25 protein-coding genes are annotated in these 23,623 nt (G+C 68.7%); 7 read left to right on the forward strand and 18 right to left on the reverse strand.

From position 1 onward, the window contains the following. Nucleotides 1-59: 59 nt before the first annotated feature. Nucleotides 60-1,322: an AmpG family muropeptide MFS transporter gene (locus JTN19_RS15315; RefSeq protein ID WP_206934391.1), complete on the reverse strand. Its 1,263-nt coding sequence runs from the start codon at nt 1,320-1,322 to the stop codon at nt 60-62. A gap of 45 nt (nt 1,323-1,367) precedes the next feature. Between JTN19_RS15315 and JTN19_RS15320 the strand changes: the two genes are divergently transcribed. From JTN19_RS15320 to JTN19_RS15345, 6 genes are all read left to right on the forward strand, one after another. Beyond that, a complete protein-coding gene (locus JTN19_RS15320; protein ID WP_206934394.1) occupies nt 1,368-1,997 on the forward strand; it encodes a histidine phosphatase family protein in 630 nt (209 codons plus the stop codon). Between the two features lie 168 nt (nt 1,998-2,165). Further along, nucleotides 2,166-2,951 carry a lipid-binding SYLF domain-containing protein gene (locus JTN19_RS15325; RefSeq protein WP_206934396.1) on the forward strand — a complete coding sequence of 262 codons (786 nt, stop codon included), beginning with the start codon at nt 2,166-2,168 and terminating at the stop codon, nt 2,949-2,951. Nucleotides 2,952-3,047: 96 nt separating this feature from the next. Next, nucleotides 3,048-3,887 carry a sugar phosphate isomerase/epimerase family protein gene (locus JTN19_RS15330; protein WP_206934398.1) on the forward strand — a complete coding sequence of 280 codons (840 nt, stop codon included), beginning with the start codon at nt 3,048-3,050 and terminating at the stop codon, nt 3,885-3,887. A gap of 23 nt (nt 3,888-3,910) precedes the next feature. Then, nucleotides 3,911-4,414: a YcgN family cysteine cluster protein gene (locus tag JTN19_RS15335; protein ID WP_206934400.1), complete on the forward strand. Its 504-nt coding sequence runs from the start codon at nt 3,911-3,913 to the stop codon at nt 4,412-4,414. Then, nucleotides 4,411-5,346 (forward strand): dihydrodipicolinate synthase family protein, encoded by a 936-nt coding sequence (locus tag JTN19_RS15340; protein ID WP_206934403.1) that lies wholly within the window; start codon nt 4,411-4,413, stop codon nt 5,344-5,346. Before JTN19_RS15335 ends, JTN19_RS15340 begins: the two co-directional genes overlap by 4 nt. Next, complete coding sequence (locus JTN19_RS15345; RefSeq protein ID WP_206934405.1) at nt 5,343-5,678, forward strand: cupin domain-containing protein; 336 nt, start codon at nt 5,343-5,345, stop codon at nt 5,676-5,678. The genes JTN19_RS15340 and JTN19_RS15345 overlap by 4 nt, the downstream gene beginning before the upstream one ends. A gap of 9 nt (nt 5,679-5,687) precedes the next feature. Here JTN19_RS15345 and JTN19_RS15350 read toward each other — a convergent pair whose 3' ends face one another. The 17 genes from JTN19_RS15350 to JTN19_RS15430 form a co-directional block, all read right to left on the reverse strand. Continuing rightward, on the reverse strand, nt 5,688-6,344 hold the full coding sequence (locus JTN19_RS15350; RefSeq protein WP_206934407.1) for a M35 family metallo-endopeptidase: 657 nt from the start codon (nt 6,342-6,344) through the stop codon (nt 5,688-5,690). Between the two features lie 77 nt (nt 6,345-6,421). Continuing rightward, nucleotides 6,422-6,784: an ArsR/SmtB family transcription factor gene (locus JTN19_RS15355; protein ID WP_340643338.1), complete on the reverse strand. Its 363-nt coding sequence runs from the start codon at nt 6,782-6,784 to the stop codon at nt 6,422-6,424. A 32-nt stretch (nt 6,785-6,816) separates the two neighbouring features. Continuing rightward, nucleotides 6,817-7,017, reverse strand: coding sequence for a YgaP family membrane protein (locus tag JTN19_RS15360; RefSeq protein WP_206934409.1), 201 nt, complete (start codon nt 7,015-7,017; stop codon nt 6,817-6,819). A 92-nt stretch (nt 7,018-7,109) separates the two neighbouring features. Further along, the gene (locus JTN19_RS15365) at nt 7,110-8,510 is read right to left on the reverse strand and encodes a nitronate monooxygenase (RefSeq protein WP_206934411.1); all 1,401 of its coding nucleotides are present in this window, start codon (nt 8,508-8,510) and stop codon (nt 7,110-7,112) included. A gap of 87 nt (nt 8,511-8,597) precedes the next feature. Beyond that, on the reverse strand, nt 8,598-10,799 hold the full coding sequence (gene pnp, locus JTN19_RS15370) for a polyribonucleotide nucleotidyltransferase (protein ID WP_206934414.1): 2,202 nt from the start codon (nt 10,797-10,799) through the stop codon (nt 8,598-8,600). Between the two features lie 344 nt (nt 10,800-11,143). Continuing rightward, nucleotides 11,144-11,545: a hypothetical protein gene (locus JTN19_RS15375; RefSeq protein ID WP_206934416.1), complete on the reverse strand. Its 402-nt coding sequence runs from the start codon at nt 11,543-11,545 to the stop codon at nt 11,144-11,146. A gap of 59 nt (nt 11,546-11,604) precedes the next feature. Further along, nucleotides 11,605-11,874 carry a 30S ribosomal protein S15 gene (gene rpsO / locus JTN19_RS15380; protein ID WP_206934418.1) on the reverse strand — a complete coding sequence of 90 codons (270 nt, stop codon included), beginning with the start codon at nt 11,872-11,874 and terminating at the stop codon, nt 11,605-11,607. 46 nt (nt 11,875-11,920) lie between these two features. Beyond that, on the reverse strand, nt 11,921-12,877 hold the full coding sequence (gene truB / locus JTN19_RS15385; protein WP_206934420.1) for a tRNA pseudouridine(55) synthase TruB: 957 nt from the start codon (nt 12,875-12,877) through the stop codon (nt 11,921-11,923). 20 nt (nt 12,878-12,897) lie between these two features. Continuing rightward, entirely contained in the window at nt 12,898-13,326 is a 429-nt protein-coding gene (gene rbfA, locus JTN19_RS15390) for a 30S ribosome-binding factor RbfA (protein WP_206934421.1), read from the reverse strand. A gap of 4 nt (nt 13,327-13,330) precedes the next feature. Next, a complete protein-coding gene (locus JTN19_RS15395) occupies nt 13,331-13,729 on the reverse strand; it encodes a hypothetical protein (protein WP_206934423.1) in 399 nt (132 codons plus the stop codon). Nucleotides 13,730-13,806: 77 nt separating this feature from the next. Then, nucleotides 13,807-16,638 (reverse strand): translation initiation factor IF-2, encoded by a 2,832-nt coding sequence (gene infB, locus JTN19_RS15400; RefSeq protein ID WP_206934425.1) that lies wholly within the window; start codon nt 16,636-16,638, stop codon nt 13,807-13,809. Between the two features lie 111 nt (nt 16,639-16,749). Then, on the reverse strand, nt 16,750-17,424 hold the full coding sequence (locus JTN19_RS15405) for an RNA-binding protein (RefSeq protein ID WP_340643343.1): 675 nt from the start codon (nt 17,422-17,424) through the stop codon (nt 16,750-16,752). After that, nucleotides 17,378-18,907, reverse strand: a complete 1,530-nt coding sequence (gene nusA / locus JTN19_RS15410; protein ID WP_206934427.1) for a transcription termination factor NusA — start codon at nt 18,905-18,907, stop codon at nt 17,378-17,380. Before nusA ends, JTN19_RS15405 begins: the two co-directional genes overlap by 47 nt. A gap of 5 nt (nt 18,908-18,912) precedes the next feature. After that, nucleotides 18,913-19,440 (reverse strand): ribosome maturation factor RimP, encoded by a 528-nt coding sequence (gene rimP, locus JTN19_RS15415; protein WP_408901887.1) that lies wholly within the window; start codon nt 19,438-19,440, stop codon nt 18,913-18,915. 152 nt (nt 19,441-19,592) lie between these two features. After that, nucleotides 19,593-20,633, reverse strand: coding sequence for a PIN domain-containing protein (locus JTN19_RS15420; protein ID WP_206934430.1), 1,041 nt, complete (start codon nt 20,631-20,633; stop codon nt 19,593-19,595). Between the two features lie 113 nt (nt 20,634-20,746). Continuing rightward, complete coding sequence (locus JTN19_RS15425) at nt 20,747-22,411, reverse strand: stimulus-sensing domain-containing protein (RefSeq protein WP_340643339.1); 1,665 nt, start codon at nt 22,409-22,411, stop codon at nt 20,747-20,749. A gap of 4 nt (nt 22,412-22,415) precedes the next feature. Next, on the reverse strand, nt 22,416-23,141 hold the full coding sequence (locus JTN19_RS15430) for a SapC family protein (RefSeq protein ID WP_206934432.1): 726 nt from the start codon (nt 23,139-23,141) through the stop codon (nt 22,416-22,418). 202 nt (nt 23,142-23,343) lie between these two features. Between JTN19_RS15430 and JTN19_RS15435 the strand changes: the two genes are divergently transcribed. After that, nucleotides 23,344-23,613 (forward strand): hypothetical protein, encoded by a 270-nt coding sequence (locus JTN19_RS15435; RefSeq protein ID WP_206934434.1) that lies wholly within the window; start codon nt 23,344-23,346, stop codon nt 23,611-23,613. Nucleotides 23,614-23,623: the final 10 nt, after the last annotated feature.

Genomic DNA, 23,623 nt, shown 5'->3' on the forward strand with positions numbered 1-23,623 from the left:
TGGGCCCGCGCACTCTTTCACCCTCGGCCGCGTCGGGACCAGCCTCTGCGCGTGAAACCTTACCCCGTCGCGGCGGCGGCCGGGACGCGCGGCGGCGGCGGCAGCCGCTTCAGCAGGAACAGCATGATGCACAGCGCGGGCAGGGCCGCCACCGTGGTCAGCAGGAAGAAGGGCGTCCAGCCCATGCTTTCCGCCAGCTGGCCGGACCAGCCGCCCAGGAAGCGCAGCGGCACCGCCGCCAGTGAGGAGAGCAGCGCATATTGCGTGGCGCTGAAGGCGCGGTTGGTCAGGCTGGTCAGGTAGGCCACGAAGGCGGCGTCGGCCAGGCCATCCGTGAAGTTCTCGACGCCGACCTGGGCGTAGAGCATGCCCATGTCGCGCCCCACCTCGTTCAGCGCCACATACATCAGGTTCGAGACCATCTGCAGGATGCCGGTGATGATGAGCGCGCGGCCCACGCCGATCTTGGCCACGAACCAGCCGCCGGCCAGCACGCCCAGCAGCGTCATCATCAGGCCGAAGACGCTGGCCACCGCCGCCACCTCGCCCCGCGTGAAGCCGAGCGAGCGGTAGAAGGGCGCCGTCATGATGCCCGCCAGCGCCTCGCCCAGCTTGAACAGCGCGATGAAGAGCAGGATGGCCAGCCAGTAGCGGCGCTGCATGAAGTCGCGGAAGGGGTCCACCACGGCGAGCTTGAGGCGCGCCCCCCAGGCCAGCTTGACGCGCGGCGGCGCCTCCGGCTCCGGCGCCAGCAGGGCCGCGATGAGGCCGACCGCCACCAGCGCCGCGCAATAGAGGAAGGCGCCGTCCCAGCCCACCAGGCCCACCATGCCCAGCGCGCCCGCATTGGCCGCCAGCATGGCGAAGCGATAGCCCCAGACATAGCAGGCGAAGCCATAGCCCTGCTCCTCCTCGCCCAGGATCTCGATGCGGTAGGCATCAATCACGATGTCCTGGCTGGCCGAGAGGAAGGCCACCACCACCGCCACCGCCGCCGTCACCGCCGCGGCCGTCGCCGGGTTGGTCCAGCCGAGTGCGACGATGGCCAGCATCAAGGGCGGCTGGATGGAAAGCAGCCAGCCCCGCCGCCGCCCCAGCCAGGCGAAGAAGGGCGGCGGCGCATGGTCCAGCACCGGCGCCCAGAGGAATTTCAGCGAATAGGACAGGCCGATCAGCGCCGTGAAGCCGATGGCGGCGAGCGGGATGTCACTTTCCGAGAACCATTGCCGCAGCACGAAGCCCGTCAGCGGCAGCGGCACCCCGGCCGAGAAGCCCAGGGCCAGCATCACGAGGAATCGGCGGTCACGGAGCAAAGCGCGCATTCGCCCTGGCTATCAGGCGCGCGGCCGCTCCGCTACATCGCGCGCATGTCCGTCTCGCGCCTCTTCCTCGTCCGTCACGCCCTGGTGGAGCCCTCGGCCCGCGCCATCCTCTATGGCGACATGGATGTGCGCCTGTGCGAGGCGCAACTGGAGGCGGAGGCCGCGCTCTATCGCTGGCTCGCCGCCCGGCTGCCGCGTCCGGCGCGGTGGGTGACGACGCCCCTGGCCCGCACCCGCGCCACGGCCGCCGCCATCTTCGCCGCCGGCTACCCCGAGCAGGAGGTGGCGGTGGAGCCCGACCTCGCCGAACAGCATCTGGGCGAATGGCAAGGCATCACGCATGAGGCGCTGACCGAGCGCCTGCTGGAACCGCCCCACCCCTTCTGGCCCCATGCCGCCGAAACCCGCCCGCCCGGGGGCGAAAGCCTGGAGGATGTGCGCGGCCGCGTCGGCCCCGTGATCGAGCGCCTGGCGGCCGAGGCGAACGACGCTGTTGTGGTGGCCCATGGCGGCAGCATCCGCGCGGCCATCATGCACGCCATGGGGCTCTCGGCGCAGCAGGCGCTGGCCTTCTCGGTGAAGAACCTTTCGCTCACCACGCTGGAGAAGCATGGGGCGCATTGGCGCGTCGCGGGGGTAAACGAGGAGCCCTGGCCCTTCCCCGGCGTCTCCTGATCGCCGCGAAACGGCTTTCGTACGGCCATGATTGCGGTTAGGAATGCTGATCGCAGCACGGGTTATCGGGGGAAACTCATGCGGAACCTTATCTGGCGGAACTTGGTTTCGCCGTGCCTTTCGGGCCGGAATATCCTGCGGAAGCTTGGGCTTGGCCCCAAGCTTGCGATGGTGGGCTTGCTGGCCTTGGCCGCCTGCGCCGGCCCGCCCGGCGCCACCGGGCCGCAGCGCCTCGTGGACAATTCGGCCCTGTCGGTCCAGGACATCCTCTCATCCGAGAATGACCGGCTGAACGCCGCGACCCTGCTGCCGCGCGCCCGCGGCGCCGTGGTCTGCCCGCGCCGCTTCCGCGCCGCCTTCTTCGCGGGCGGCGAGGGCGGGGGCTGCGTGCTGCTGGGGCGTGACGCCGCGGGGTCCTGGTCCTCGCCCGCCTTCTATGTGCTGGGTTCGGCGAGCTTCGGCCTGCAGGCCGGCATCCGCGACAGCCAGACGCTGATCCTGGTGATGAACGACCGCGCGCTGGACGCCATGATCAACCGGCAATTCACGCTGGGCGCCGATGCCTCGCTGGCGGTCCTGCATGTGGGCGGCGCGGTGGAGGGGGCCATCACCACGGCGCTGGGGGCGGACCTCGTGGCCTTCTCCCGCTCGCGCGGGCTCTATGCCGGCGTGGCGCTGGACGGGACGGTGCTGCAGCCCCAGCCCGAATGGGACCAGGCCTACTACGGCCGCGCCGTGGTGGCGCGCGACATCGTGCGGAACATGACGGTGCACAATCCGGGCGCCGACCCGCTGCGGGCCGCGCTGCTGCGCGCGGGCAGCCAGACCCGCGCCCCCGCGCCCAGCCCGGGCTTCGCCCCGCCGCCGCCGGCCGATTCCGGCTTCGTGAACCCGGCCCCCGGCCCCGCGCCCAGCGGGGTGGGCCGCGCGCCGCTGGCGCCCATCGCGCGGTAATCCGTCTGGTCGGCTGATCCGATCAGGCGCGGATTTCATCCCCCCGTCACGCCCCCCGCCTTGCGCGGCGGGCGAGGGTGACGGAGGCTCGGCGGCATGTCGAACACGCCCGCCCTTCCCCTTCTCGGCGCCTGCCTCAACGTCGAGGACCTGCCCGACCACCGCGACTGGCTGCTGGAGCAGCCACGCGACCTCGAACTCCAGGATTTCTGCCGCAGCGAGGTGCTGGACAGCGACTGGCGCGCCCGCGCCGCCCGCGCGAAATCCCTGCTGGAAGGGCACAAGGGGCGGCTCGGCATCCATGGCCCCTTCTGGGGCTTCACCATCGCCTCCAAGGACCCCGAGATCCGCGCCGTGGTGCGGCGGCGGCTCGACCAGGGCCTCGATGCCTGCGCCGAACTGGGTGCGACCATGATGGTGGTCCACAGCCCCTACACCACCTGGGGCTACAACAATCTCGGCCATGACCAGGCGGCGCGGCAGCAGGTGCTGGACCTGAGCCACGACACGCTGGGCGCCGCCGTCCGGCGCGCGGAATCGCTGGGCGTCGTCCTCGTCATCGAGAACATCGAGGACAAGGACCCGATGGAGCGCGTGCTCCTCGCCCGCAGCTTCCACAGCGCCCATGTGCGCGTCTCGGTGGACACGGGCCACGCCAACTACGCCCATGGCAGCACCGGCGCGCCCCCGGTGGACCACTACATCACCGCCGCCGGCGAGCTGCTGGACCATGTCCACCTCCAGGACACGGACGGCTATGGCGACCGCCACTGGGTGCCGGGCGAGGGCAACATCCCCTGGCCCGCCGTCTTCCGCGCCATCGCGGGCGTCATGGCTGCGCATGGCACCACGCCCCGCCTGAAGCTGGAACTGAAGGAAAACGCCCGGGTGCGCGAGGGCGCGGCCTTCCTCGCGGCGGCAGGGCTGGCGCGTTAGCGCGCCTGATCTACAAAGGGGGCGTGGCCCCTGAACCGCCTTTCTGGAAGACCGTCCCGCTGGAGCGCATGACGCGCGCCCAATGGGAAAGCCTGTGCGATGGCTGCGGCCGCTGCTGCCTGCACAAGCTGCGCGACGCCGACACGGAGGAGCTGCACCACACCGACGTGGCCTGCCGGCTGCTGGACCGTGCCACGGCCCGCTGCACCGACTACGCCAACCGCCGCGCCCGCGTGCCGGATTGCATCCGCCTCACGCCCAAGCGGCTGGCGGGCATGGACTGGCTGCCGCCCACCTGCGCCTACCGCCTGCTGGCCGAGGGGCGGGATTTGCCGGACTGGCACCCGCTCCGCTCCGGCGACCCGGAGAGCGTGGTCCGCGCCGGCGTCTCCGTGCGCGGCCGCGCGGTGGCGGAGCGCGAGGCGGGCGCGCTAGAGGACCACATCACCACCTGGCCGGGCGACTGGCCGCGCCGGGCGGGGCCAAGGCCCCTGCCCGGCTCACTCACAGAGGAAACTGCCCCATGAAGGATGCCCTGTTCGGCGGCGTGAACGCCGCGGTGCTGACCGCGATGCGCGAGGATTTCTCGCCCGACCTCGACCGCATGGCCGCCCACGCCAAGTGGCTGCTGGCCAATGGCTGCAATGGCCTCGGCATCCTCGGCACCACGGGCGAGGCCAACAGCTTCTCCGCGAAGGAGCGCATGGCCATCCTGGAAGGGCTGATCGCGCGCGGCGTGCCGGCTTCCACCATGATGCCAGGTGCGGGTGTCTCCTCCATCACGGAAACGGTGGAGCTGACCCAGCATGCCCGCGCCCAGGGCTGCCGCGGCGTGCTGCTGCTGCCGCCCTTCTACTACAAGAACCCCTCCGATGACGGCATCTTCGCCTTCTTCGACGAGGTGGCGAAGCGCGTCGGCGGCGGCATCGCGCTCTACCTCTACAACTTCCCGCAGCAATCGGCGGTGCCCTTCAGCCTGAACGTGATCGGCCGCCTGCTGGACGCGCATCCGGGCGTGTTCAAGGGCGTGAAGGACAGCTCGGGCGACTACGCGAACATGAAGGCGATGATTGACGCCTTCGCGTCGCGCGGCTTCGAGGTCTATTCGGGCAGCGATGAATTCCTGCAGAAGATCCTGGCCGAGGGCGGCGCCGGCTGCATCACCGCCGCCTCCAACGGCAATTCCCATTGGGGTGGCATCGTCTACGCCAAGCGCACCGGCCCCGAGGCCGACGCCGCCCAGGCCATGCTGACCGCCACCCGCAAGGCCGCGACCAGCGTGGCCCTCATCCCGGGCCTGCGCGAGATCATCGCCCGCAGCACCGGCGATGCCGGCTGGCGCACCATCCGCCCGCCCCACCTGCCGCTGTCCCAGGCCGATGCCGACAAGGCCTGGGCCGCCTGGGAAGCCGCCGGCGCCCTGCCCCTGCCGGGGCTGATGAAGGCCGCGGCGGAATGAGCTTTTCCGACGCCGCATCCCCCGGCCCGCTGCGCTGCCGCCCGCCCGCCGTGCCGGTTCTCCAGCTGGATGACGACAAGGTGCGCGTCATCCGCTGGGATTTCGAGCCCGGCGCGGAAACGGGCTTCCACCGCCATGGCTGGCTCTATGTCGTGGTGCCCATGATGGACGGCACGCTGCACATCGAATTCCCCGATGGCAGCACCATGGAGGCGCAGCTCAAGGCCGGGGTCGCCTATAGCCGCCCGGCCGGGGTGGAGCACAACGTGGTCAATGCCGGCCCCGGCCCGCTGAGCTTCGTGGAGACCGAGGTGAAGGCCTGGCCGGGCTGAGAGCCCGGCCTATCCCTTCAACTGGCTGCCCAGCATGACGGCGAACCAGGCGTAGCTGTCGGCGTTGATCAGGGCCTGCGCCTTGTCGGTGAAGACGCCCTCCGGCGTGACGGCGTCGTCCTTGAAATAGCAGTAATCATCCGTGCCCGCATATTTGTGCGTGGCCTCGTGGATCAGCACCTGCGCGCCGAGCTTGCCGGAGAGCAGGCGGTCGTCGTTGAGCTTGATGGCACCCCAGAGCGTGTTCGTCCCATCGCCCCGGTCGATCGCCATGTTGTGGTAGGGCTTGGTGGGAACGCCGCCGCTCACGCCGTTCACCTCGCCCAGGTCGTCGCTGTCGCCGCTGCCGACATTGTCGCCGACCTTGAGGGTGACATCGGCCTCCAGCCCCGTCTTCGTCTGCGTGAGGATCTGCAGGATCGTGCCGAGCGAGGCCGCGTCGATGCGCGTGGGCGGCGTCAGGAAGTAGCGCGCGGCCAGGGCGGCATGGTCGCGCGGGCCGTTGGTGGTCTGCAACGCGGCGGTGGTGCGGCGCAGGAAGGCGCGCGCCAGGCTCAACGACATCTTCGCGGCGGCGTAGACGGCGATGTTGGTGGTGGGCCGCGTCATCACCACGAGCTGGCCCGTGCCTATGGTGAAGCTCTGTTGCGTGGTGAACCGCGTCATGGCGCCTCCGGGACCAAGCCGCAGCAGGCTATGCACGCATAACGTGCACAGACAAGTGAATTCCTAACCTGCGCGTGTCAGATTTGGCGCCCGCCATCCGGCGGGCAGAAGATGTCCCGCAGCGTCAGCAGGATGCGCCCCACCCGGGGGTCGGCCACGCGGTAATGGATGGTGGTGGCGGCGCGGCGCGTGGCCACCAGCCCATCGGCCCTGAGCCGCGCCAGGTGCTGGGAGATGGCGGGCTGCGACAGCCCCACCATTTCGGCCAGCCGCCCCACCGTCACCTCACCCTCGGTGATGAGGTGGCACAGCAGCAGCAATCGCCGTTCATTGGCCAGCAGGCGCAGCAATTGCGCGGCCTCGCCGGCGCGTGCCTCCATCTCCGGCGGCAGCGCGGCGGGAAGAATGGTCCCGGGGTCTGGATTGGCCTGGAAGTCCATTCCGCCACCAATACGCGGAATTCTCTGGCGCGTCAGGCCCCTTTTGCCGCCGGGCAGGTGCGGATGCCCAAAAGCGTGTAGAGCGGGCATGTCCGCAGCAGCCCCGTGGCCAGCGGCACAATGCCGACCCAGCCCCAGGCGCCGATCAGCCCGGCCAGGGTGGCGACGATCAGCGCCAGCCCCACCGCGACCCGCAGCATCCGGTCCACGCCGCCCACATTGGTTGCGAACATCGCCGTCATCCCTTCGCCAGAGCGACGGAGAGGCCCGCCGCCCAATCTGCGCGAAAGCTAATGCAAGGCGGAAAGGCCCGCCTTGATGCGGATCAACGCCCCGTCATGATCCGGTCCACCAGCTGGCGGACCGTCGGCACGAAGCCGTTGGAATAGAAGGGGTCGCTGCCGAAGCGGTAGGCGTTGTGGCCCGCGAACATCAGATTGTCCTGCAGGCTGCCGTCATGGGCGATGTCCTGCAGGGTCTTCTGGATGCAGAAGCTGCGCGGATCGGCCTTCTTGCCGGTGGAATAGTCGGGTTCGATCTGCGTCCAGTTGCTGAAGCGGCAATGGCTGAGGCAGCCCATGCAGGCCACCTGGTCCGCCACGATCTCGCGCGACTTCTCGGGGGTGACAAAGATCAGCGTGCTGTCGGGCGTCCGCATCGCCTCGGTGAAGCCGGCCGAAAGCCAGGATTCCGCCCGCGCCCGGTCACCCGGCGTCAGCCACACCAGGCGCTTGCGCGGCCCGATGCCGAGTTCCGCCGTGTGCTCGCCCACGGGCTCCATGGTGTAGGCCACCTGGCGCTCGCTGCGGGCCTCCAGCTCGGCCAGGAAGTCGTTGCGGACGGCGCTGGAATAGAAGCCGGTGGGCGAGAAGGGTTGCAGCAGCACGTCGCCAGGCTGCAGGTCGGTCAGGCGCTTCTTCCAGGCGTCGCTGATGGGCGATTCCTTGGTCAGCAGCGGCCGCGTGCCGAACTGGAAGGCGATGGGGCCCAGCTCGGGGTTGTCGATCCAATCCTCCCATTCCTCCAGCCACCAGACGCCGCCCGCCATGATGATGGGCGTGGCGTCCAGGCCGAAGGCGCGCATCTGCTCGCGCAGCTTGCGGACGCGCTCATAGGGCGCCTCGGGCTTCTTCGGGTCCTCGCTGTTGGACAGCCCGTTGTGGCCGCCCGCCAGCCAGGGGTCCTCATAGACCACGCCGCCCAGCCATTCGCTGACCTTGGAATAGCTGCGCTTCCACAGCGCCGAGAAGGCGCGGGCGGAGGAGACGATGGGGTAGTAGTGGACGCCGAAATCCTTCGCGATCTCGGCCAGGCGGTAGGGCATGCCCGCGCCGCAGGTGATGCCGTTGACGAGGCCCTTGGCCCCTTCCAGCACGCCGCGGATCACGCGCTCGGCGCCGCCCATCTCCCACAGGATGTTGGCATGGATGCGGGCATCCTTGCCGCCCACCTCCCGCGCCTCGCGCGCCTGGGCGATGCCGCCCGCGATGCCATAGGCCACCAGCTCCTCGTGCCGGTCGCGGCGGGTGGTGCCGTGGTAGACCTGCCGGATGGTCCGGCCTTCCGCGTCATAGCTGTCGGCGTTGACGGCCGAGAAGGTGCCAACACCTCCGGCCGCGGCCCAGGCGCCGGCTGTCAGCCCATTGCTGACAGCGACACCCTTGCCGCCCTCGACCAGGGGCAGCACGTCGACGCCGCCCATGCGGATTGTATTGATGGCCTTCACGGCGACCTACCCCGGGAGAATTCTTCTGACAGTTACGTTACCACGATCCCGGCCGGCGCAAGAGGCGCCGGCCGGTTTGGTCGTGATTCAGTCGCGCTCGCGGCGCGGGCCGCGGTCACGGCCCTCGCGGCGGGGACGATCCTCGCCCTCGCCACCTTCGCGGGGGCGGCGCTCGCCCACCTGCTCGGTGATATCGGCGCCCGTGGCCTGGTCCACAACCCGCATGGACAGCTTCACCTTGCCGCGGTCGTCGAAGCCGATGACCTTCACCTTCACGGCATCGCCTTCCTTGACGATGTCGGTGGTGCGGTTCACCCGCTCATTGGCCAGTTCGGAAATGTGGACCAGCCCGTCCTTGGCGCCCAGGAAGTTCACGAAGGCGCCGAATTCGGCGGTCTTGACCACCTTGCCGTTGTAGATCTGGCCGATCTCGGCCTCGGCCGTGATGCCCTTGATCCGGTCAATGGCCGCCTGCGTCGCCTCGGGGTTGGACGAGGCGATCTTGATCGTCCCGTCATCCTCGATGTCGATCTTGGTGCCGGTCTGCTCGACGATCTCGCGGATCACCTTGCCGCCGGTCCCGATCACTTCGCGGATCTTGTCCTTGGGCACGTTGATGATGGTGATGCGCGGCGCCGTCGCCGCCATCTCCGTCCGCGCGCCCGTGATGGCCTTGGCCATCTCGCCCAGGATGTGGATGCGGCCGTCCTTGGCCTGGGCCAGGGCGGTCTTCATGATCTCGAAGGTGATGGACGTGATCTTGATGTCCATCTGCAGGCTGGTGATGCCCGCCTCGGTGCCGGCCACCTTGAAGTCCATGTCGCCGAGGTGGTCCTCGTCGCCCAGGATGTCGCTCAGCACGGCGAAGCCGCGGTCTTCCTTGATCAGGCCCATGGCGATGCCCGCCACCGGCCGCGCCAGCGGGCAGCCCGCATCCATCAGCGCGAGCGAGGTGCCGCACACCGTCGCCATCGAGGAGGAGCCGTTGCTCTCCGTGATCTCGGACACGATGCGCATCGTGTACGGGAACTTCTCCTTCTCCGGCAGCACGGGGTGCATGGCGCGCCAGGCCAGCTTGCCATGGCCGATCTCGCGCCGGCCGGGGCTGCCCATGCGGCCCGTCTCGCCCACCGAGTAGGGGGGGAAGTTGTAGTGCAGCATGAAGTTCTCGCGGTACTCGCCCGCCAGCGCGTCAATGATCTGCTCGTCCTGGCCGGTGCCAAGCGTGGCGACGCACAGCGCCTGCGTCTCGCCGCGCGTGAACAGCGCCGAGCCATGGGCGCGCGGCAGCACGCCCACCTCCGCCACGATGGGGCGGACGGTCTTGGTGTCGCGGCCGTCAATGCGGATGCCGGTGTCGAGGATGGCGCCGCGGACCACATCCGCCTCCAGCGCCTTCATCATGCCCTTGGCGGCGTCGGTGTTGGCGCCCTCGGCCTCCAGGGCGGCCATCACGGCCTTCTTCGCCTCGGAGACGGCCTTCTGGCGCGCCTGCTTGTCGGTGATCTTGTAGGCCTCGGCCATCTGGGCGGTGCCGAGTTCCGCGATGCGGGCCTTCAGCGCCTCCAGGGCGGGGTCGGCCTCGGCCAGGTCCCAGGGCTCCTTCGCGGCCACCTCGGCCAGCGCGATGATGCCCTCGATGACCGGCTGGAAGCCCTTGTGGCCGAATTCCAGCGCGGCGAGCATCTGTTCCTCGCTCAGCTCATGCGCCTCGCTCTCCACCATCAGCACGCCCTCGGCGGTGCCGGCGATGACGAGGTCCAGCTTCGACAGCTTGCGTTGCGCCGCCGTCGGGTTCAGCACGAATTGCCCGTCAATGTAGCCCACGCGCGCCCCGCCCACCGGGCCGAAGAAGGGGATGCCCGACAGCGTCAGCGCGGCGGAGCAGCCCACCAGCGCGACCATGTCCGGGTCGTTCTCGAGGTCATGCGACAGCACAGTCGCGATGACCTGCACCTCGTTGCGGAACCCTTCCGGGAAGAGCGGGCGGATGGGGCGGTCAATGAGGCGGGAGATCAGCGTCTCGCTCTCGGAGGGGCGCCCTTCGCGCTTGAAGAAGCCGCCGGGGATCTTGCCCGCCGCGAAGGCCTTTTCCTGGTAGTTCACCGTGAGGGGGAAGAAGTCCTGGCCGGGCTTCACGCTGCGGCTGCCCACCACGGTGCAGAGCACGATGGTGTCACCCAGGCGCGCCATCACGGCGCCATCGGCCTGGCGGGCGATCTTGCCCGTCTCGAGCGTCAGGATCTGGCCGCCCCAGGGAATGTCCTTGCGGAAATAGTTGTCGAACATGCGTCGTCCTAGCTTGCCCCCGGCCCCGGATGGGCCGTCATGGGGCATGGATGTGCGCGACGCGGCAGGAAGGCAGTTCGTCCACCCGGCCGCCCGGCAGAAGGGGAGGCTCTCGGCGTCTCGGGGGACATGGGGCCGGGGTGCGCGCACCCGCGGCAAGGCCATGTGGCCGGAGGCGCCGCCGACCCATCTTCCGTCAGGAATGTCCGGTGGCTCTGACAACCCGCCGCGGACGCGGTCGGTTATGCCGCGCCGGAGGTTCCGACGAGGCAGGCCCCCTTATGGACCGGATGGGCTCCGGACACCAGTGGAAAGTCGGGGGGGAAGTGGCGGCGCCGCGCGTCTCAGCGCCGGCGCTTCTTGTGCTCGGGCTCCGGCAGGCCGAGGTTCAGTTCGCGGAAACCCGTGTGCATCACCAGCAGCGGCCCGCCATCGGGCAGGCGCATCTTCATCCGCCCGTAGGTATCGGGCGGATGGACGCGGATACGCGCCAGGTCGGCCTGGGCGGCATAGCGACGGAAGGGCCGGAAAAGCCCCTGCATCTCGAAGACCAGGCCTTCAGGCACGCGCCAGATGCGCGCGATGGTCACGCGCCGGCGGCGATCGGTGAGGATCGCCACCACCAGCAGCAGAAGCTGGGTCAGGAAGAGGACGGTGGGGCTGTCGCCCCCGGGCGCCACCTCGTCCAGGCTGGCGTAGAGCGCCACCGCCATGCCGGCCACGCAGGCCCAGGAGATGACGCTCAACACCCACATGATCCGCCCGCGGTTCGACTCGAAGAGCAGAACCGGCGGGCGGCGCCGCATCACCGGCGCAGGCCGAGCCGCCCGATCAGTGCTTCGTAGCGGGCCCGGTCCTTGCGCTTCACATAGTCCAGCAGGCCACGGCGCTGGCCGACCAGCACCAGCAGGCCGCGGCGGCTGTGGAAATCCTTGGCGTGGGTCTTGAGGTGCTCGGTCAGGTTCGAGATGCGCTCGCTCAGGATCGCGACCTGCACCTCGGGGCTGCCCGTATCGCCCGGCTTCTGGGCGTAGTCCTGGATGAGCGCGGCGCGGCGCTCGGCGGTGATCGACATCGGCGTGTTCCTTGTGGGTCTGGAGTGAAGCGACGGCGCGCCGGTGTCAGGCCGCCCGAATGGCGTCGGCCATCAGCCTTTCGGGCCTGAGCATCCCTTCCTCGAGACGGCACAGGCCCACGAACCGCTCCCCTGCCACCACGCGCACCAGCCCCCCATCGGGGTCGGCGTCGGGCGGAACCCGTCCCATGAATTCCACCAGGCTGAGGGCCTGGCCGAAGCCGAGACGGGCGGCCTCCCCTTCCGTGACGGCCAGTGCCGGGATGTCGGCCAGCGCGGTCGCGAACGGAAGAAGGACGTCCAGTGAAGGAAGCGGGATATCGCCGCTTCCCGCGATCTTGTCCAGGGGCACGGCATGCGCCTCCAGGAAGGGGCCGACCCGCAGCCGGCGCAGGGCGGCGATATGCCCCACCGTGCCGACCGCGCGCGCCAGGTCCCGCGCCAGCGAGCGCATGTAGACGCCCTTGCCCGACTGCACCTCGAAGATGGCGGTGTCCGCATCCGGCCGCGCGATGAGTTCGAAGCGGTCCACCCGGGCGGGGCGGGCTTCCAGCACCACCTCCTGCCCGTCGCGCGCCAGGTCATAGGCGCGTTCGCCATTGATCTTGATGGCGGAATAGACGGGCGGGATCTGCATGATGTCGCCGGTGAAGGCGGGCAGGGCCGCCCGGATGGCCTCGTCCGTGGGGCGCGCCTCGCTCGTCTCCGTCACCGCGCCATCGGCATCGTCGGAATCGCGGGCTTCGCCGAAACGGAGCGTGAAGTGATAGACCTTCGTGCCGTCCATCACATAGGGCACGGTCTTGGTGGCGGCGCCGAAGGCGATGGGCAGCAGGCCGGTCGCCAGCGGGTCCAGCGTGCCGCCATGGCCCGCCTTCTGCGCGTCGAAGGCGCGCTTCACCTTGTTCACGACATCGGTGCTTCCGATCCCGCTGGGCTTGTCCACGATCAACCAGCCGTTGATGTCACGGCCGCGGGGCTTTTTCTTGAATTGGCGGGGCATGTGCAATCCTTGAGGGCGGGTCAGCCCTCTTCGTCGGAATCCGGGCGGGGGGTCAGGTCGCGCGCCACCTCGGGCTGGCGCAGCACCCGCGTCATGTGCAGGGCGTAGTCCAGCGCCGTGTCGGGCTGGAAATGCAGGTCCGGCGCGTATTTCAGCCGCACCGCCTTGGCGATCTGGCTGCGCAGGAAGGGGGCGGCGCGCTTGAGCGCGGCGAACTGCTCGGGCGGCAGGTCCCGGCCCAGGCCGCTGACGAAGGCCGTCATGTGCTTGAGGTCCGGCGAGGCGCGGACCTCCGTCACGGTAATGCGGGCATTCGCCAGGTCGGGGTCGCGGAAATCCGCGCGTTCGAAGATGGCGGCCAGCGCGTGGCGGATTTCCTCGGCCACGCGCAACTGCCGTTGCGAGGGGCCGGCGGCGGCGCCAGCCCCCCGGGAAGATGAACGGGCCATGGTCTCAGGCCTCCTGGGCCGGGGGAATGGGGGCCGGCGGGATGGGGGCCAGGTGGTGGCGGATGAAGCCCCGCACCTCGGGCTGGCGGGCGGGGCATGTGTCGCCGGAGGGGTTATGTACCAGCATGAACATGCCCTCGCGCCAGAATTCGTTGAAGCGGCGGTGGTCGGCTTCCAGCAGCGCCATGGCCCGCTTCATGCAGCGCGCGAAGATCCAGGGCCGGCCCAGCTTCGCCACATAGGCGAAGCCCGTGGCCAGGAAGCCCAGCGCCAGCCACCAGGCGATGGGATAGAACAGCAGGGCGACGACGAAGGGCGCCCCCATCACCAGCCAGTTGTCCCGGTAGGAATGGGTCGGGCGCCCAGGGGTGTTCAGCTCCGCCACGTTGAAGCGGATCTGCATCACCCCGTCATGAATGGCCTCGAGGAGGAGGGAGACCTCCTCATCGCGCCGTGCGCCCGCCGTCTCCATGCCTCACATCACGCCGCGGCGACGGTTTCCGTCTCGAAGCATTCGATCTGGTCATCCACGCGGATGTCATCGAAGTTCCGGAAGCCCATGCCGCATTCGTAGCCGTTCGTGACTTCCTTCACGTCGTCCTTGAAGCGGCGCAGCGTGGACAGCTCGCCCTCGTGCACCACCACGCCGTCGCGGATCAGGCGGAAGCCGCAGCCACGCCTGACCACGCCCTCGGTCACGCGGCAGCCGGCCACCTTGCCGATGCGCTTGACCTCGAACACCTGCAGGATCTGCGCGTAGCCCAGGAAGTTCTCGCGCTGGACGGGGGCGAGACGCGACTTGAAGATCGCCTCGATGTCGTCCGACACCTGGTAGATGATCGAGTAGTAGCGGATGTCCACGCCATCGCGCTGCGCCATCTCGCGCGCCTGGCTGGTGGCGCGGACGTTGAAGGCCACCACCACCGCGTTGGACGCCTTGGCGAGCTGGATATCGCTCTCCGTGATCTGGCCCACGGCGGAGTGCAGCACGCGGACCTTCACCTCGTCATTGCCGAGCTTGCCCAGCGTGACGTTGATGGCCTCGGCGGAACCCTGCACGTCGGCCTTGACCACGACGGCCACTTCCTTCTGCTGCCCCGCCTGGATGCGCGCCAGCATGTCGTTCAGCGTGCCGCGGCCGGCGCCCAGCGCCGCCGCCGCCTTGTCGCGGGCGCGGCGCTGGCGATACTCGCTCACCTCGCGGGCGCGGGTCTCGTTCTCGACCACCACGAAATTCTCGCCGGCCGAGGGCACGCCCGAGAGGCCCAGGATCTCGACGGGCGCCGAGGGGCCAGCCGTCTTGATCTGCTTGCCCTTGTCGTCCACCAGCGCGCGCACGCGGCCCCATTCGGCGCCGGCCACCACGATGTCGCCCTGCTTCAGCGTGCCCTTCTGGACCAGCACGGTCGCCACCGGGCCGCGCCCGCGGTCGAGCTTGCTCTCGATCACGGTGCCCTCGCCGACCCGGTCCGGGTTGGCGCGCAGGTCCAGGATCTCGGCCTGGAGCAGGATGGCTTCCAGCAGCTTGTCGAGGTTCGTGCCCTTGAGCGCCGAGACCTGGATTTCCTGCGTGTCGCCGCCCAGGCTTTCCACCACGATCTCGTGCTGGAGCAGCTCGTTCCGCACGCGGTCGAGGTTGATGCCCGGCTTGTCGATCTTGTTCACCGCCACGATCAGCGGGACGTTCGCGGCATTCGCGTGCTTGATGGCCTCGATGGTCTGCGGCATCACGCCGTCATCGGCGGCCACCACCAGCACCACCATGTCCGTCACCGAGGCGCCGCGGGCGCGCATGGCCGTGAAGGCCTCATGGCCCGGGGTGTCAATGAAGGTGACGGTGCCGGCCGAGGTCTGCACCTGGTAGGCGCCGATGTGCTGGGTGATGCCACCCGCCTCCTTCGCCACCACGTCGGTCTTGCGCAGGGCGTCCAGCAGGCTGGTCTTGCCGTGGTCCACATGGCCCATGATGGTGACGACGGGCGGGCGGGGCAGCTGCGTCCCCTCCTCGTCCACCGCGCCTTCCAGGCCCACTTCCACGTCATCCTCGGACACGCGCTTCACACGGTGGCCGAATTCCTGCGCCACCAGCTCCGCGGTGTCGGCGTCGATGGACTGCGTGATGGTCGCCATCACGCCCATGCGGAACAGCGCCTTCACCACCTCGCCCGCGCGGGACGCCATGCGGTTGGCGAGTTCCTGGACCGTGATGGTCTCGGGGATGATGACGTCGCGCACCACGCGCTCCTGGCCGGCGCGCAGGCGGGCCAGTTCCTGCTGCCGCCGCTCACGCTCCCGCGCGCGGCGGACCGAGGCCATGGAACGGCTGCGGTCGTCATCGCCGTCCATCGCGGCGGCGACGTCGATGCGGCCCTCGCGACGGGGCCCGGCCAGCGGGGTCTTCTTGGCGGGCGTGACCACGGGGCGGCGCGCGCCACCCGGGCCCGGCGGGCCGCTGCGGCGCGCGGGGCCGCGGCGGTCCTCGTCCTCCTCGCGCGCACGGGGCGGGCCGAGGCTGAGCTTGGCGGCCGGCGTGGCCGGGCCGGGGGCCGGGCGCAGCGCGGGGCCGGGCTGCGCGCGGGCGGCCAGCGGCGTGACGCGCTGGGCGCCGGGGCGCACCGTGCTGCCGGGCATGCCGGGGGCGGGCTGCTGCGGGGCGCGGGGCGCGGGGCGTGCCGCAGGGGCCGGGGCGCGCTCGGGCGCGCGAGCGGCGGCGGGGGCCGGCGCGGGGGCGGCCTCCGGCTCGGGCTCGGGGGCGCGGGCGGCCTCGCGCGCCGCGGCGGCGGCCTCGGCCTCGGCCTGGCGGGCGGCCTCCTGGGCCTCCTCGGCGGCGCGGGCCTCTTCCTCGGCGCGGCGGGCGGCTTCCTCGGCGGCGCTGCGGACCATGAGCGCCTGGCGCTCACGCTGCTCGCGCTCGCGCGCGGCCTCGACGCGGCGCTGCTCTTCCAGCACGCGCTGGCGGGTGGCCATCTCGGCGGCGGTCAGCGGGCGGCCCACGGTGGGGGCGCCGCCGCCGCTGCGGGCGGGGCCGCTGCCGGGGCGCGTGGGCGCACCGCTGCGCGACGCCGCCGGCGGCGCGGCACCGGCGGCGCGCGGGGCCGTGGGCGTGGCGCCGGTCGGGCGCGTGGCGCCGGTGGGCGCGGCCGGCGCGGGCGCGCGCTTCTTCACGACCTCGACCTGCACCACCTTGCTGCGGCCATGGCTGAAGCTCTGCCGCACGCTTCCGGCGTCCACCGTCTTGCCGAGCTCGAGCCGCCCCGCGGGGCGGAGGCTCAGCCGGTTCTTCGCCGCATCCTGATCGTTCTGGTCGCTCATCCGCCGTTCCGAACTCGTCCCGCGGGCGTCACCGCCCAGGGGCACCTGAAAAACACGCGGCCCGCGGCCGCTGCACCGTCACGCCCCGACACTCGTCCGGGGGCGCGTTCCTCACGCCGGGCCATGGCCGGCGTCATTCTCAAAGCCGGCCAGGCGTTCCGCCTCGACCAGCAAACCCTGCGCCAGCTTCCCGGGCGCCACCGCGACATGGACCACCCGATCCCGGCCGAAGACCGCGCCCAGCGCCTCGCCCGAAAGGGGCGCCAACACCGGCAATTCCCGCCGGCCCAGCAGGCGCTCCCGCTCGGCCGGGCTGCCGTCGGAGGCCTGGACCACCAGCGCCACCCGTCCGGCGCGGAGCCATTCCAGCACCGCCTCCCGACCCGCCACGGCCTCTCCGCCGCGGCGCGCGAAACCGAGGAAATCCTTCACCCGCTGCCGCAGCGCGGAAACGACGAAGGCGCCCAGGTCCGCCGGGACAGTCACCTGCCCCCGCGCTGCCCGTGCGAACGCCCCCTGCTTCAACGCCTTGCGAAGAACCCCGTCCTGCGCGGCCAACCATAGGCCCCTGCCCGGCAAACGTCCACCCGGATCGGGGATGAGTTCGCGCGCGGGTCCTATGACGAAGCGGAGCATCGCCTCCTTCGGCAAGACCTGCCGCGTGACGATGCAGCGCCGCAGCGGGCCACGCTCACGCGCGATCGCATCGTCGGGCAGGTCCTCGTCCTGTTCGGCGGCGTCAGCCAGGCTGCTCGCCCTCCTCGCCGAACCAATGGGCGCGGGCAGCCATGATGACGGCGTTCGCCGTCTCCTCGTCCATCGCGCCCTCGCCCAGGATTTCGATGAGCTCGTCGGAAGCCAGGTCCGCCACGTCGTCCAGCGTCTTCACGCCCGCCTCGCCCAGCGCCACCAGCTGCGTGTTGGTGAAGTAGCCGAGGTCCACCACGCCATCCTCGACGCCGAGATCGGTGCGCTTCTGCGCCATCTCCGCGTCCTTCTGCTCCAGGAAGGCCATGGCGCGACGCTTGAGCTCGCCCGCGATGTTCTCGTCGAAGCCCTCGATGCCCGCCAGTTCCTCGTCGTCCACGTCCACGATCTCCTCAATCGAGCCGTAGCCCTCGGTCACCAGCAGGCCCGCGATCACGTCGTCCACGTCGAGGCCGTCCACGAACAGCGCGCTGCGCTTGCGGAAATCCTCCTGGCGGCGCTCGCTCTCACCGGCCTCGGTGAGGATATCAATGTCGTAGCGCGTCAGCTGCGAGGCCAGGCGCACATTCTGCCCGCGCCGGCCGATGGCGAGCGAAAGCTGCTCGTCCGGCACCACCACTTCCACGCGCTTGTTGTCATCGTCCAGCACCACCTTGGACACCTCGGCCGGGGCCATGGCGTTCACGATAAAGGTGGCGATGTCGCTGCTCCAGGGGATGATGTCGATCTTCTCGCCCTGAAGCTCCGCCACCACCGCCTGCACGCGGCTGCCGCGCATGCCCACACAGGCGCCGACCGGATCAATGCTGCTGTCGCGGCTGATCACGGCCATCTTGGCGCGGCTGCCGGGGTCGCGCGCCACGGCCTTGATCTCGATGATGCCGTCATAGATTTCCGGCACCTCCTGCGCGAACAACTTCGCCAGGAAGCCCGGATGCGTCCGGCTGAGGAAGATCTGCGGGCCGCGCGGCTCCTCGCGCACGTCGTAGATATAGGCGCGCACGCGGTCGCCATTCTTGAAGGCCTCGCGCGCGATGCATTCGTCACGCCGCAGCAGCGCCTCGGCCCGGCCGAGGTCCACCATGAGGTTCCCGTATTCCGTGCGCTTGACCGTGCCGTTGATGATCTCGCCGACGCGATCCTTGTATTCCTCGAACTGCTTCTTCCGCTCCACCTCGCGCACGCGCTGCACGATGACCTGCTTGGCCGTCTGCGCGCCGATGCGGCCGAAATCGATCGGCGGCAGGGGGTCCACGATGTATTCGCCGACCGCGATGCCGGGCTTGATCTTCTGCGCGATGCGGATGGGCATCTGCGTCTCTTCGTCCTCGACCGCGTCATCCTCGACGATGAGGGTCCAGCGGGAGAGCTTCACGGCGCCCGTGCGGCGATCGATCTCGGCGCGGATGTCCTTGTTCTGGCCATAGGTCTGGCGCCCGGCCTTGCCCATGGCCATTTCCATGGCCTCCAGCACCTCCTCGCGCTCGATCATCTTCTCGCGGGCGACGGCATCGGCCACCTGCAGGAATTCGGGGCGCGGAATCGCGGCGTCGAGGGCCATGGGGTTCAGTTCCTCGCTTCGGGTTGGGATGCCGCCGTGGCGGCGATGAGTTCGTCAGTGAGAACGAGCTTGGCGCGGCGCATCTGGTCGCGCGGGAGGGTGACTTCGCCGCCCTCGTCCAGGCGCAGGCGGGCGGATTCCATGTCGGCGCCCAGCACCACGCCGCGGAAGCGCTTGCGGCCCTCGAAGGGCACCAGCATTTCGACGGTGGCGATGTGGCCGGCGTAACGCTCCCAGTCCTTGGTGCGCGTCAGGGGGCGGTCAATGCCGGGGCTGGAGACTTCCAGCATCCATTCGGCCTTGATGGGGTCCGCCACGTCCAGCACGGCGCCGATGGCGTGGCTGATCTCGGTGCAATCCTCGACCGTGAAGGCCGCGCCATCGGCACGGTCCGCCATGATCTGCACGGTGGGGCGTTCCTTGCCGCTGACCTGCACGCGCACGAGCTCATAGCCCATGTGCTCGATGGTCGGCGCCACGAGATCGGCGATGCGGGCGTCGAGCCCTTCATGGCGGGGACGTTCGATGGTCAAAAACAAAAAAGGCGGCCCCGGAAGGCCACCCCCCTGATGGTTCAGATGGTGTGAATGGAGGAGATATGCGCTTTTTGGGAGGGGGGTGCAAGGGGTGGAGGCAGCAATGGCGTTATTAGCACGCGCTTATAGGCGCCTACGCTCTGCGTAAGCTAAGTATCCAACATATCCCACTCGTCTCCCAACATCCACCGAATAGCCGATAATTTTCCGTTCAACATACCCCACTCAAAATCAGTCCACGGCCCAAGCTCACCCGGATAGCGAGCTTCGGCCTCTTTCATAGCAGCCAGCATGCCATCCCAAACTTCATCCAGGATCATTGCCCGCCTCTCCTCAACCGAAGCAGCATCCCATACAGCTCTCGTTACGCGTCTCGATCTACCAACCTCAACCGCCTCAATAATACCGCCCTTTCTACCATACCAAATTTGCGTATGAAGCTTGCCCTCATGCTCGATCAGATCAGAAAGTAACCGGCTATTTTGATTGAATTCTCTTTCTATTGCCACATCTTCAACGAAATCTCCAAAAAATTGATTCAAGATAGAAGCAATATTTGTTGAATATATAGAGAAATCAGAATTAAATATGTCTGCAAAATCTCGATGCGGCAATCTTGTATCCGAGCCTTTATCACTGAAGTCGTGTATATTGTGAGTCACAAATACTAATATTTCATTTTTCTTCTTCTGTTTCAGCTTATCTATGTCTGTCTCGATGATTAACGCATCGCCAATTCCATTTTTATCTCGGTGAAATGGCGCTAATTTTGCAAGAGCGCGATTAGCTGCACGGGCTTTCAGGCCGTCTGTTAATGGAATTATTTCCGCCATATCAAATAAATTTTCGATCAATTTAACTGTTTCGGCAGCAGCTTCTCCATCCACAGAAATTTGATACTGAAATTGCTCCAATTGACTAAGCATAATATCTCTTGTATCAACTAAAGAAAATTGCCTCACGGCATCTTTAATCCTTTTTAGATCTGAAAATAGACTATTTCGGCTTAGATTTATCACTCTTTCTTTATTTCTTGAAAATTCTTCAATGATAATTTCCGGAAGGGCTATTTTAATTTTCTTTCTTTCTGCCAAAACTAACATCACATCAAGCAATGCCAGATGCCTTGGATCTTTAGCAAGATCTAGCCACACGGATGTATCGATCATGATTTTCAAATTTTTCTTCATGAATTCCTCGATGCATCATTAGTAAAATATATTATCTGAGGCAGGTGCTTGTATTTTTGGCGCCATAGTGTATTTAATCAGCCCAAGGGTACTTTCCTGTCGCCAAATATTCGTCACCCCACCGGCAACCTCACCAAAAATCTTGCCCCAATCACCTTCCCCTCCGCATCCCGCCTATTCTCCGCCGCAATCCTCCCCCTCAAACCCTCAATAATCTGGCGCGAAATAGAAAGCCCCAGCCCCGAATGCTGCCCGAACCGCTCCCCCCGCGGCCGTTCGGAGTAGAAGCGGTCAAAAATCCCTTCCAGACGCGCCTCCGGAATCCCCGGCCCCTCATCCTCCACAATCACCTCCACCTCCGGCCCCGCCGCGCGCGCGCGCAGCCAGACGCGCCCGCCCTCCGGGCTGAAGCTGACGGCGTTGCCCAGCAGGTTGCGGAACACCTGGACCAGCCGGTCTTCCACCCCCATCGCCACCAGCCGTTCCGGCGCCTCCAGGATCATTTCCGGCTCGCCCGGCTGGCGGATGGTGTTGTTCAGCTCCACCAGCACGGCCAGGATGGGCGCGATGTCCACCGGCTCCGCGATCACGCGCGAAAGCTCGGCATCCACGCGCGAGGAATCCGCGATGTCCGTGATCAGCCGGTCCATCCGCACCGCGTCATTGGCGATGATGCCGAGCAACCTGCGTTGCTGCTCCACATCCTCCACCCGCCGCAGCGTCTCGATGGCGCTGCGCACGCTGGTCAGCGGGTTCTTCAGCTCATGCGCCACATCGGCCGCGAAGCGTTCATTGGCGTCAATCCGCGCCCAGAGCGCCAGCGCCGCCGCCTGCAAATCCCGCGCGAGGATGCCGATCTCGTCCCGCCGCCCCAGCAGCTCCTCCGGGACCGAGCCACCGCGCCCCTTGCCCTGCCGCATCTCCGCCGCCGCATCGGCCAGGCGCAGGATCGGGCTCGCCAGGGTCTGCGCCAGATAGAAGGAGACGGCGACGGTCAGCGCCAGCGCCAGCAGGAACAGCCCCAACACGCTGGCGCGGATTTCGAGAAGCCGCGCATCCACCTCCCGCGCCTCGCGCGTCAGCAGCACGATGCCCACGGCCTGCGCGCCGCGCCGGGCGGGTTCGGCCACACTCACCAGCAGCCGCCCATCCGGCGTGCGGCGGATATAGGGGGTGACGCCGCCTTCCAGGGCGAGGCGCAGCTCCGCCTGGCGCTCGGGGCCGAGGTCGGGCTGCCAGTCGAAGCTCTGCGCGTCCGGCGTCGTGTCCAGCACCACCGGGTTGCGGGAGGCGCTGGGCAGCAGCCCCAGCAGCCATTCATAGACGCCCCCCACGCCCTGCGAGAACACGCCGCGCGGGGCGGGCGGCGGCAGGGGTTCGGTGACGACGGCGCCGCCCACGCTCTCGCGCACGCGGCTGTCGGCCACCACCAGGCCGGCCGTGTCGAACAGCCTGGCCTGGGTGTTGGGCGAGGGTTCCACCAGGCGCCGCAGCAGCGGCCGCGCCTGTTCGGGCACCAGCACCGCGCGGTCGTCCTGGATGCGGACGGCGGCCTCGCTGATGCCGCCGGCATAGATGCGCGCCTGGGTGCGCATGGCCTCCACTTCGGCGGCGAGAAGCCCGTCCTGGTATTGGTCGAGGTAGAGGAGGGCCACGGCCAGCAGCGCCGGCGGCAGGGCGTTCACCAGCAGGATGCGCCGCAGCAGGGGGGAGCCCCAGGCGCGGCGCCGGCGTGGGCGCGGCGGGGCCTCGGGCTTCAGCAGCGGCGCTTCGGGCACAGGCTCAGGCCGCCGCCTGCTGCACGATGGAAGGCAGCGCGGCCACCGAGAACAAATGCGCGTGGATGGCCTCCAGCCAGCCCTTGTCGCGCAGCATCACCAGTTGCTCGCCGGTCAGCGCATTGAAGGCCTCGCGCTGCACGGCGTGGAAGCCGTCCACGCGCAGGTTCCGCCCGCCCTGTTCGAACTGCACGGCGGCGGGGCCGAGCAGGTTCAGCTCCGCCAAGGCGGCCACGAAGTCCTGGGTGCGGAGGAAGCTGCCCTCCACCGCGCGGGTGAATTCGAAGGCGCGGCTGGCCATGGCGGTGGGCTTGCCCTCGGCGTCGAAGAGGGGTTCGCCCTCGGCCTCGGAGAATTGGGGCGCGCCGGGGTCGAGGCAGAGCGCCAGCTCCTCGCTGCCCGGTGCCGTGCGGGCCAGCAGGAAGGGGTAGCGGCGGAGATAGGCGGGGACATAGACGCCCTCACGCCACTGCCCCGCCTCATTGATGAAGAGGTTGCGCCCCGGGCCGCCGCCCAGGATGGCCAACGGCATGTGCGGCGCGCCGGTGGCGAAGACCACGCCCATGTGGCGGGCGGCCAGCGGGAATTCCTCCAGCGCCAGCGGCACGGCGGGAATGCCGGCGGCGAAGCCGAAGCCCACGTCGCGCACGCGCCAATGGGCATGCTGCATCTGGTTCAGGGGCACCAGCCCGCCGTAGAGCGGCGGCAGCGGGGAGGCGGCTTCGGACATTGTTAAACCCCTGTTGGCTCTGATGGCCTGCTTCTGTCATCTGCGGTGGACGAAAGCTTGCTTCCGTAACATCGTGCATCCAGAATGGCACAACGACGCGAAGAAGTGGAGGAAGGCCATGTCCCACCCAGACCCCAAAGAGGGTCCAGGCAGGCAAGACGGGACGCAGGTCGCGCGGGCCCGGCTCGGCCGTCGCCTCTTCGTGACCCGGGTGGCCTCGGGCGCCGCCCTGCTGGTGGGGGGAGTCGCCGCCGCGCCCGCCCGCGCGCAATACCGCACCGGCATCACCGACAGCGATCCGAATGACAGCCCGGGCTATGGCCGTGGTGGCCGCCCCCGCACCGGTGTGTCCGACAGCGATCCCAATGATCGGCCGGGTTATGGCCGCGGTGGCGGACGCCCCCGCACCGGCCTGACCGATTCCGACCCCAACGACACCGCCGGCCATGGCCGCGGCGGCGGTCGCAAGTAAATCCGCGCCG

It is taken from the genome of Roseococcus thiosulfatophilus, from assembly GCF_017311575.1.
Classification (GTDB): domain Bacteria; phylum Pseudomonadota; class Alphaproteobacteria; order Acetobacterales; family Acetobacteraceae; genus Roseococcus; species Roseococcus thiosulfatophilus.

Excerpts from the sequence above, each read along its gene's own strand:
- JTN19_RS15420 (WP_206934430.1), bottom strand. The coding sequence starts at position 20,633 with ATGAAGAAAAATTTGAAAATCATGATCGATACATCCGTGTGGCTAGAT.
- JTN19_RS15395 (WP_206934423.1), bottom strand. The coding sequence starts at position 13,729 with ATGCAGATCCGCTTCAACGTGGCGGAGCTGAACACCCCTGGGCGCCCG.
- JTN19_RS15330 (WP_206934398.1), top strand. The coding sequence starts at position 3,048 with ATGTCGAACACGCCCGCCCTTCCCCTTCTCGGCGCCTGCCTCAACGTC.
- JTN19_RS15340 (WP_206934403.1), top strand. The coding sequence starts at position 4,411 with ATGAAGGATGCCCTGTTCGGCGGCGTGAACGCCGCGGTGCTGACCGCG.
- JTN19_RS15315 (WP_206934391.1), bottom strand. The coding sequence starts at position 1,322 with ATGCGCGCTTTGCTCCGTGACCGCCGATTCCTCGTGATGCTGGCCCTG.
- JTN19_RS15350 (WP_206934407.1), bottom strand. The coding sequence starts at position 6,344 with ATGACGCGGTTCACCACGCAACAGAGCTTCACCATAGGCACGGGCCAG.
- rpsO (WP_206934418.1), bottom strand. The coding sequence starts at position 11,874 with ATGTCGATCACCGCCGAGCGCCGCGCCGCGCTCATCCAGGACTACGCC.
- JTN19_RS15355 (WP_340643338.1), bottom strand. The coding sequence starts at position 6,784 with ATGGACTTCCAGGCCAATCCAGACCCCGGGACCATTCTTCCCGCCGCG.
- JTN19_RS15360 (WP_206934409.1), bottom strand. The coding sequence starts at position 7,017 with ATGTTCGCAACCAATGTGGGCGGCGTGGACCGGATGCTGCGGGTCGCG.
- JTN19_RS15345 (WP_206934405.1), top strand. The coding sequence starts at position 5,343 with ATGAGCTTTTCCGACGCCGCATCCCCCGGCCCGCTGCGCTGCCGCCCG.
- truB (WP_206934420.1), bottom strand. The coding sequence starts at position 12,877 with ATGCCCCGCCAATTCAAGAAAAAGCCCCGCGGCCGTGACATCAACGGC.
- infB (WP_206934425.1), bottom strand. The coding sequence starts at position 16,638 with ATGAGCGACCAGAACGATCAGGATGCGGCGAAGAACCGGCTGAGCCTC.
- JTN19_RS15320 (WP_206934394.1), top strand. The coding sequence starts at position 1,368 with ATGTCCGTCTCGCGCCTCTTCCTCGTCCGTCACGCCCTGGTGGAGCCC.
- nusA (WP_206934427.1), bottom strand. The coding sequence starts at position 18,907 with ATGGCCCTCGACGCCGCGATTCCGCGCCCCGAATTCCTGCAGGTGGCC.
- pnp (WP_206934414.1), bottom strand. The coding sequence starts at position 10,799 with ATGTTCGACAACTATTTCCGCAAGGACATTCCCTGGGGCGGCCAGATC.
- JTN19_RS15325 (WP_206934396.1), top strand. The coding sequence starts at position 2,166 with ATGGTGGGCTTGCTGGCCTTGGCCGCCTGCGCCGGCCCGCCCGGCGCC.
- rbfA (WP_206934421.1), bottom strand. The coding sequence starts at position 13,326 with ATGGCCCGTTCATCTTCCCGGGGGGCTGGCGCCGCCGCCGGCCCCTCG.
- JTN19_RS15430 (WP_206934432.1), bottom strand. The coding sequence starts at position 23,141 with ATGTCCGAAGCCGCCTCCCCGCTGCCGCCGCTCTACGGCGGGCTGGTG.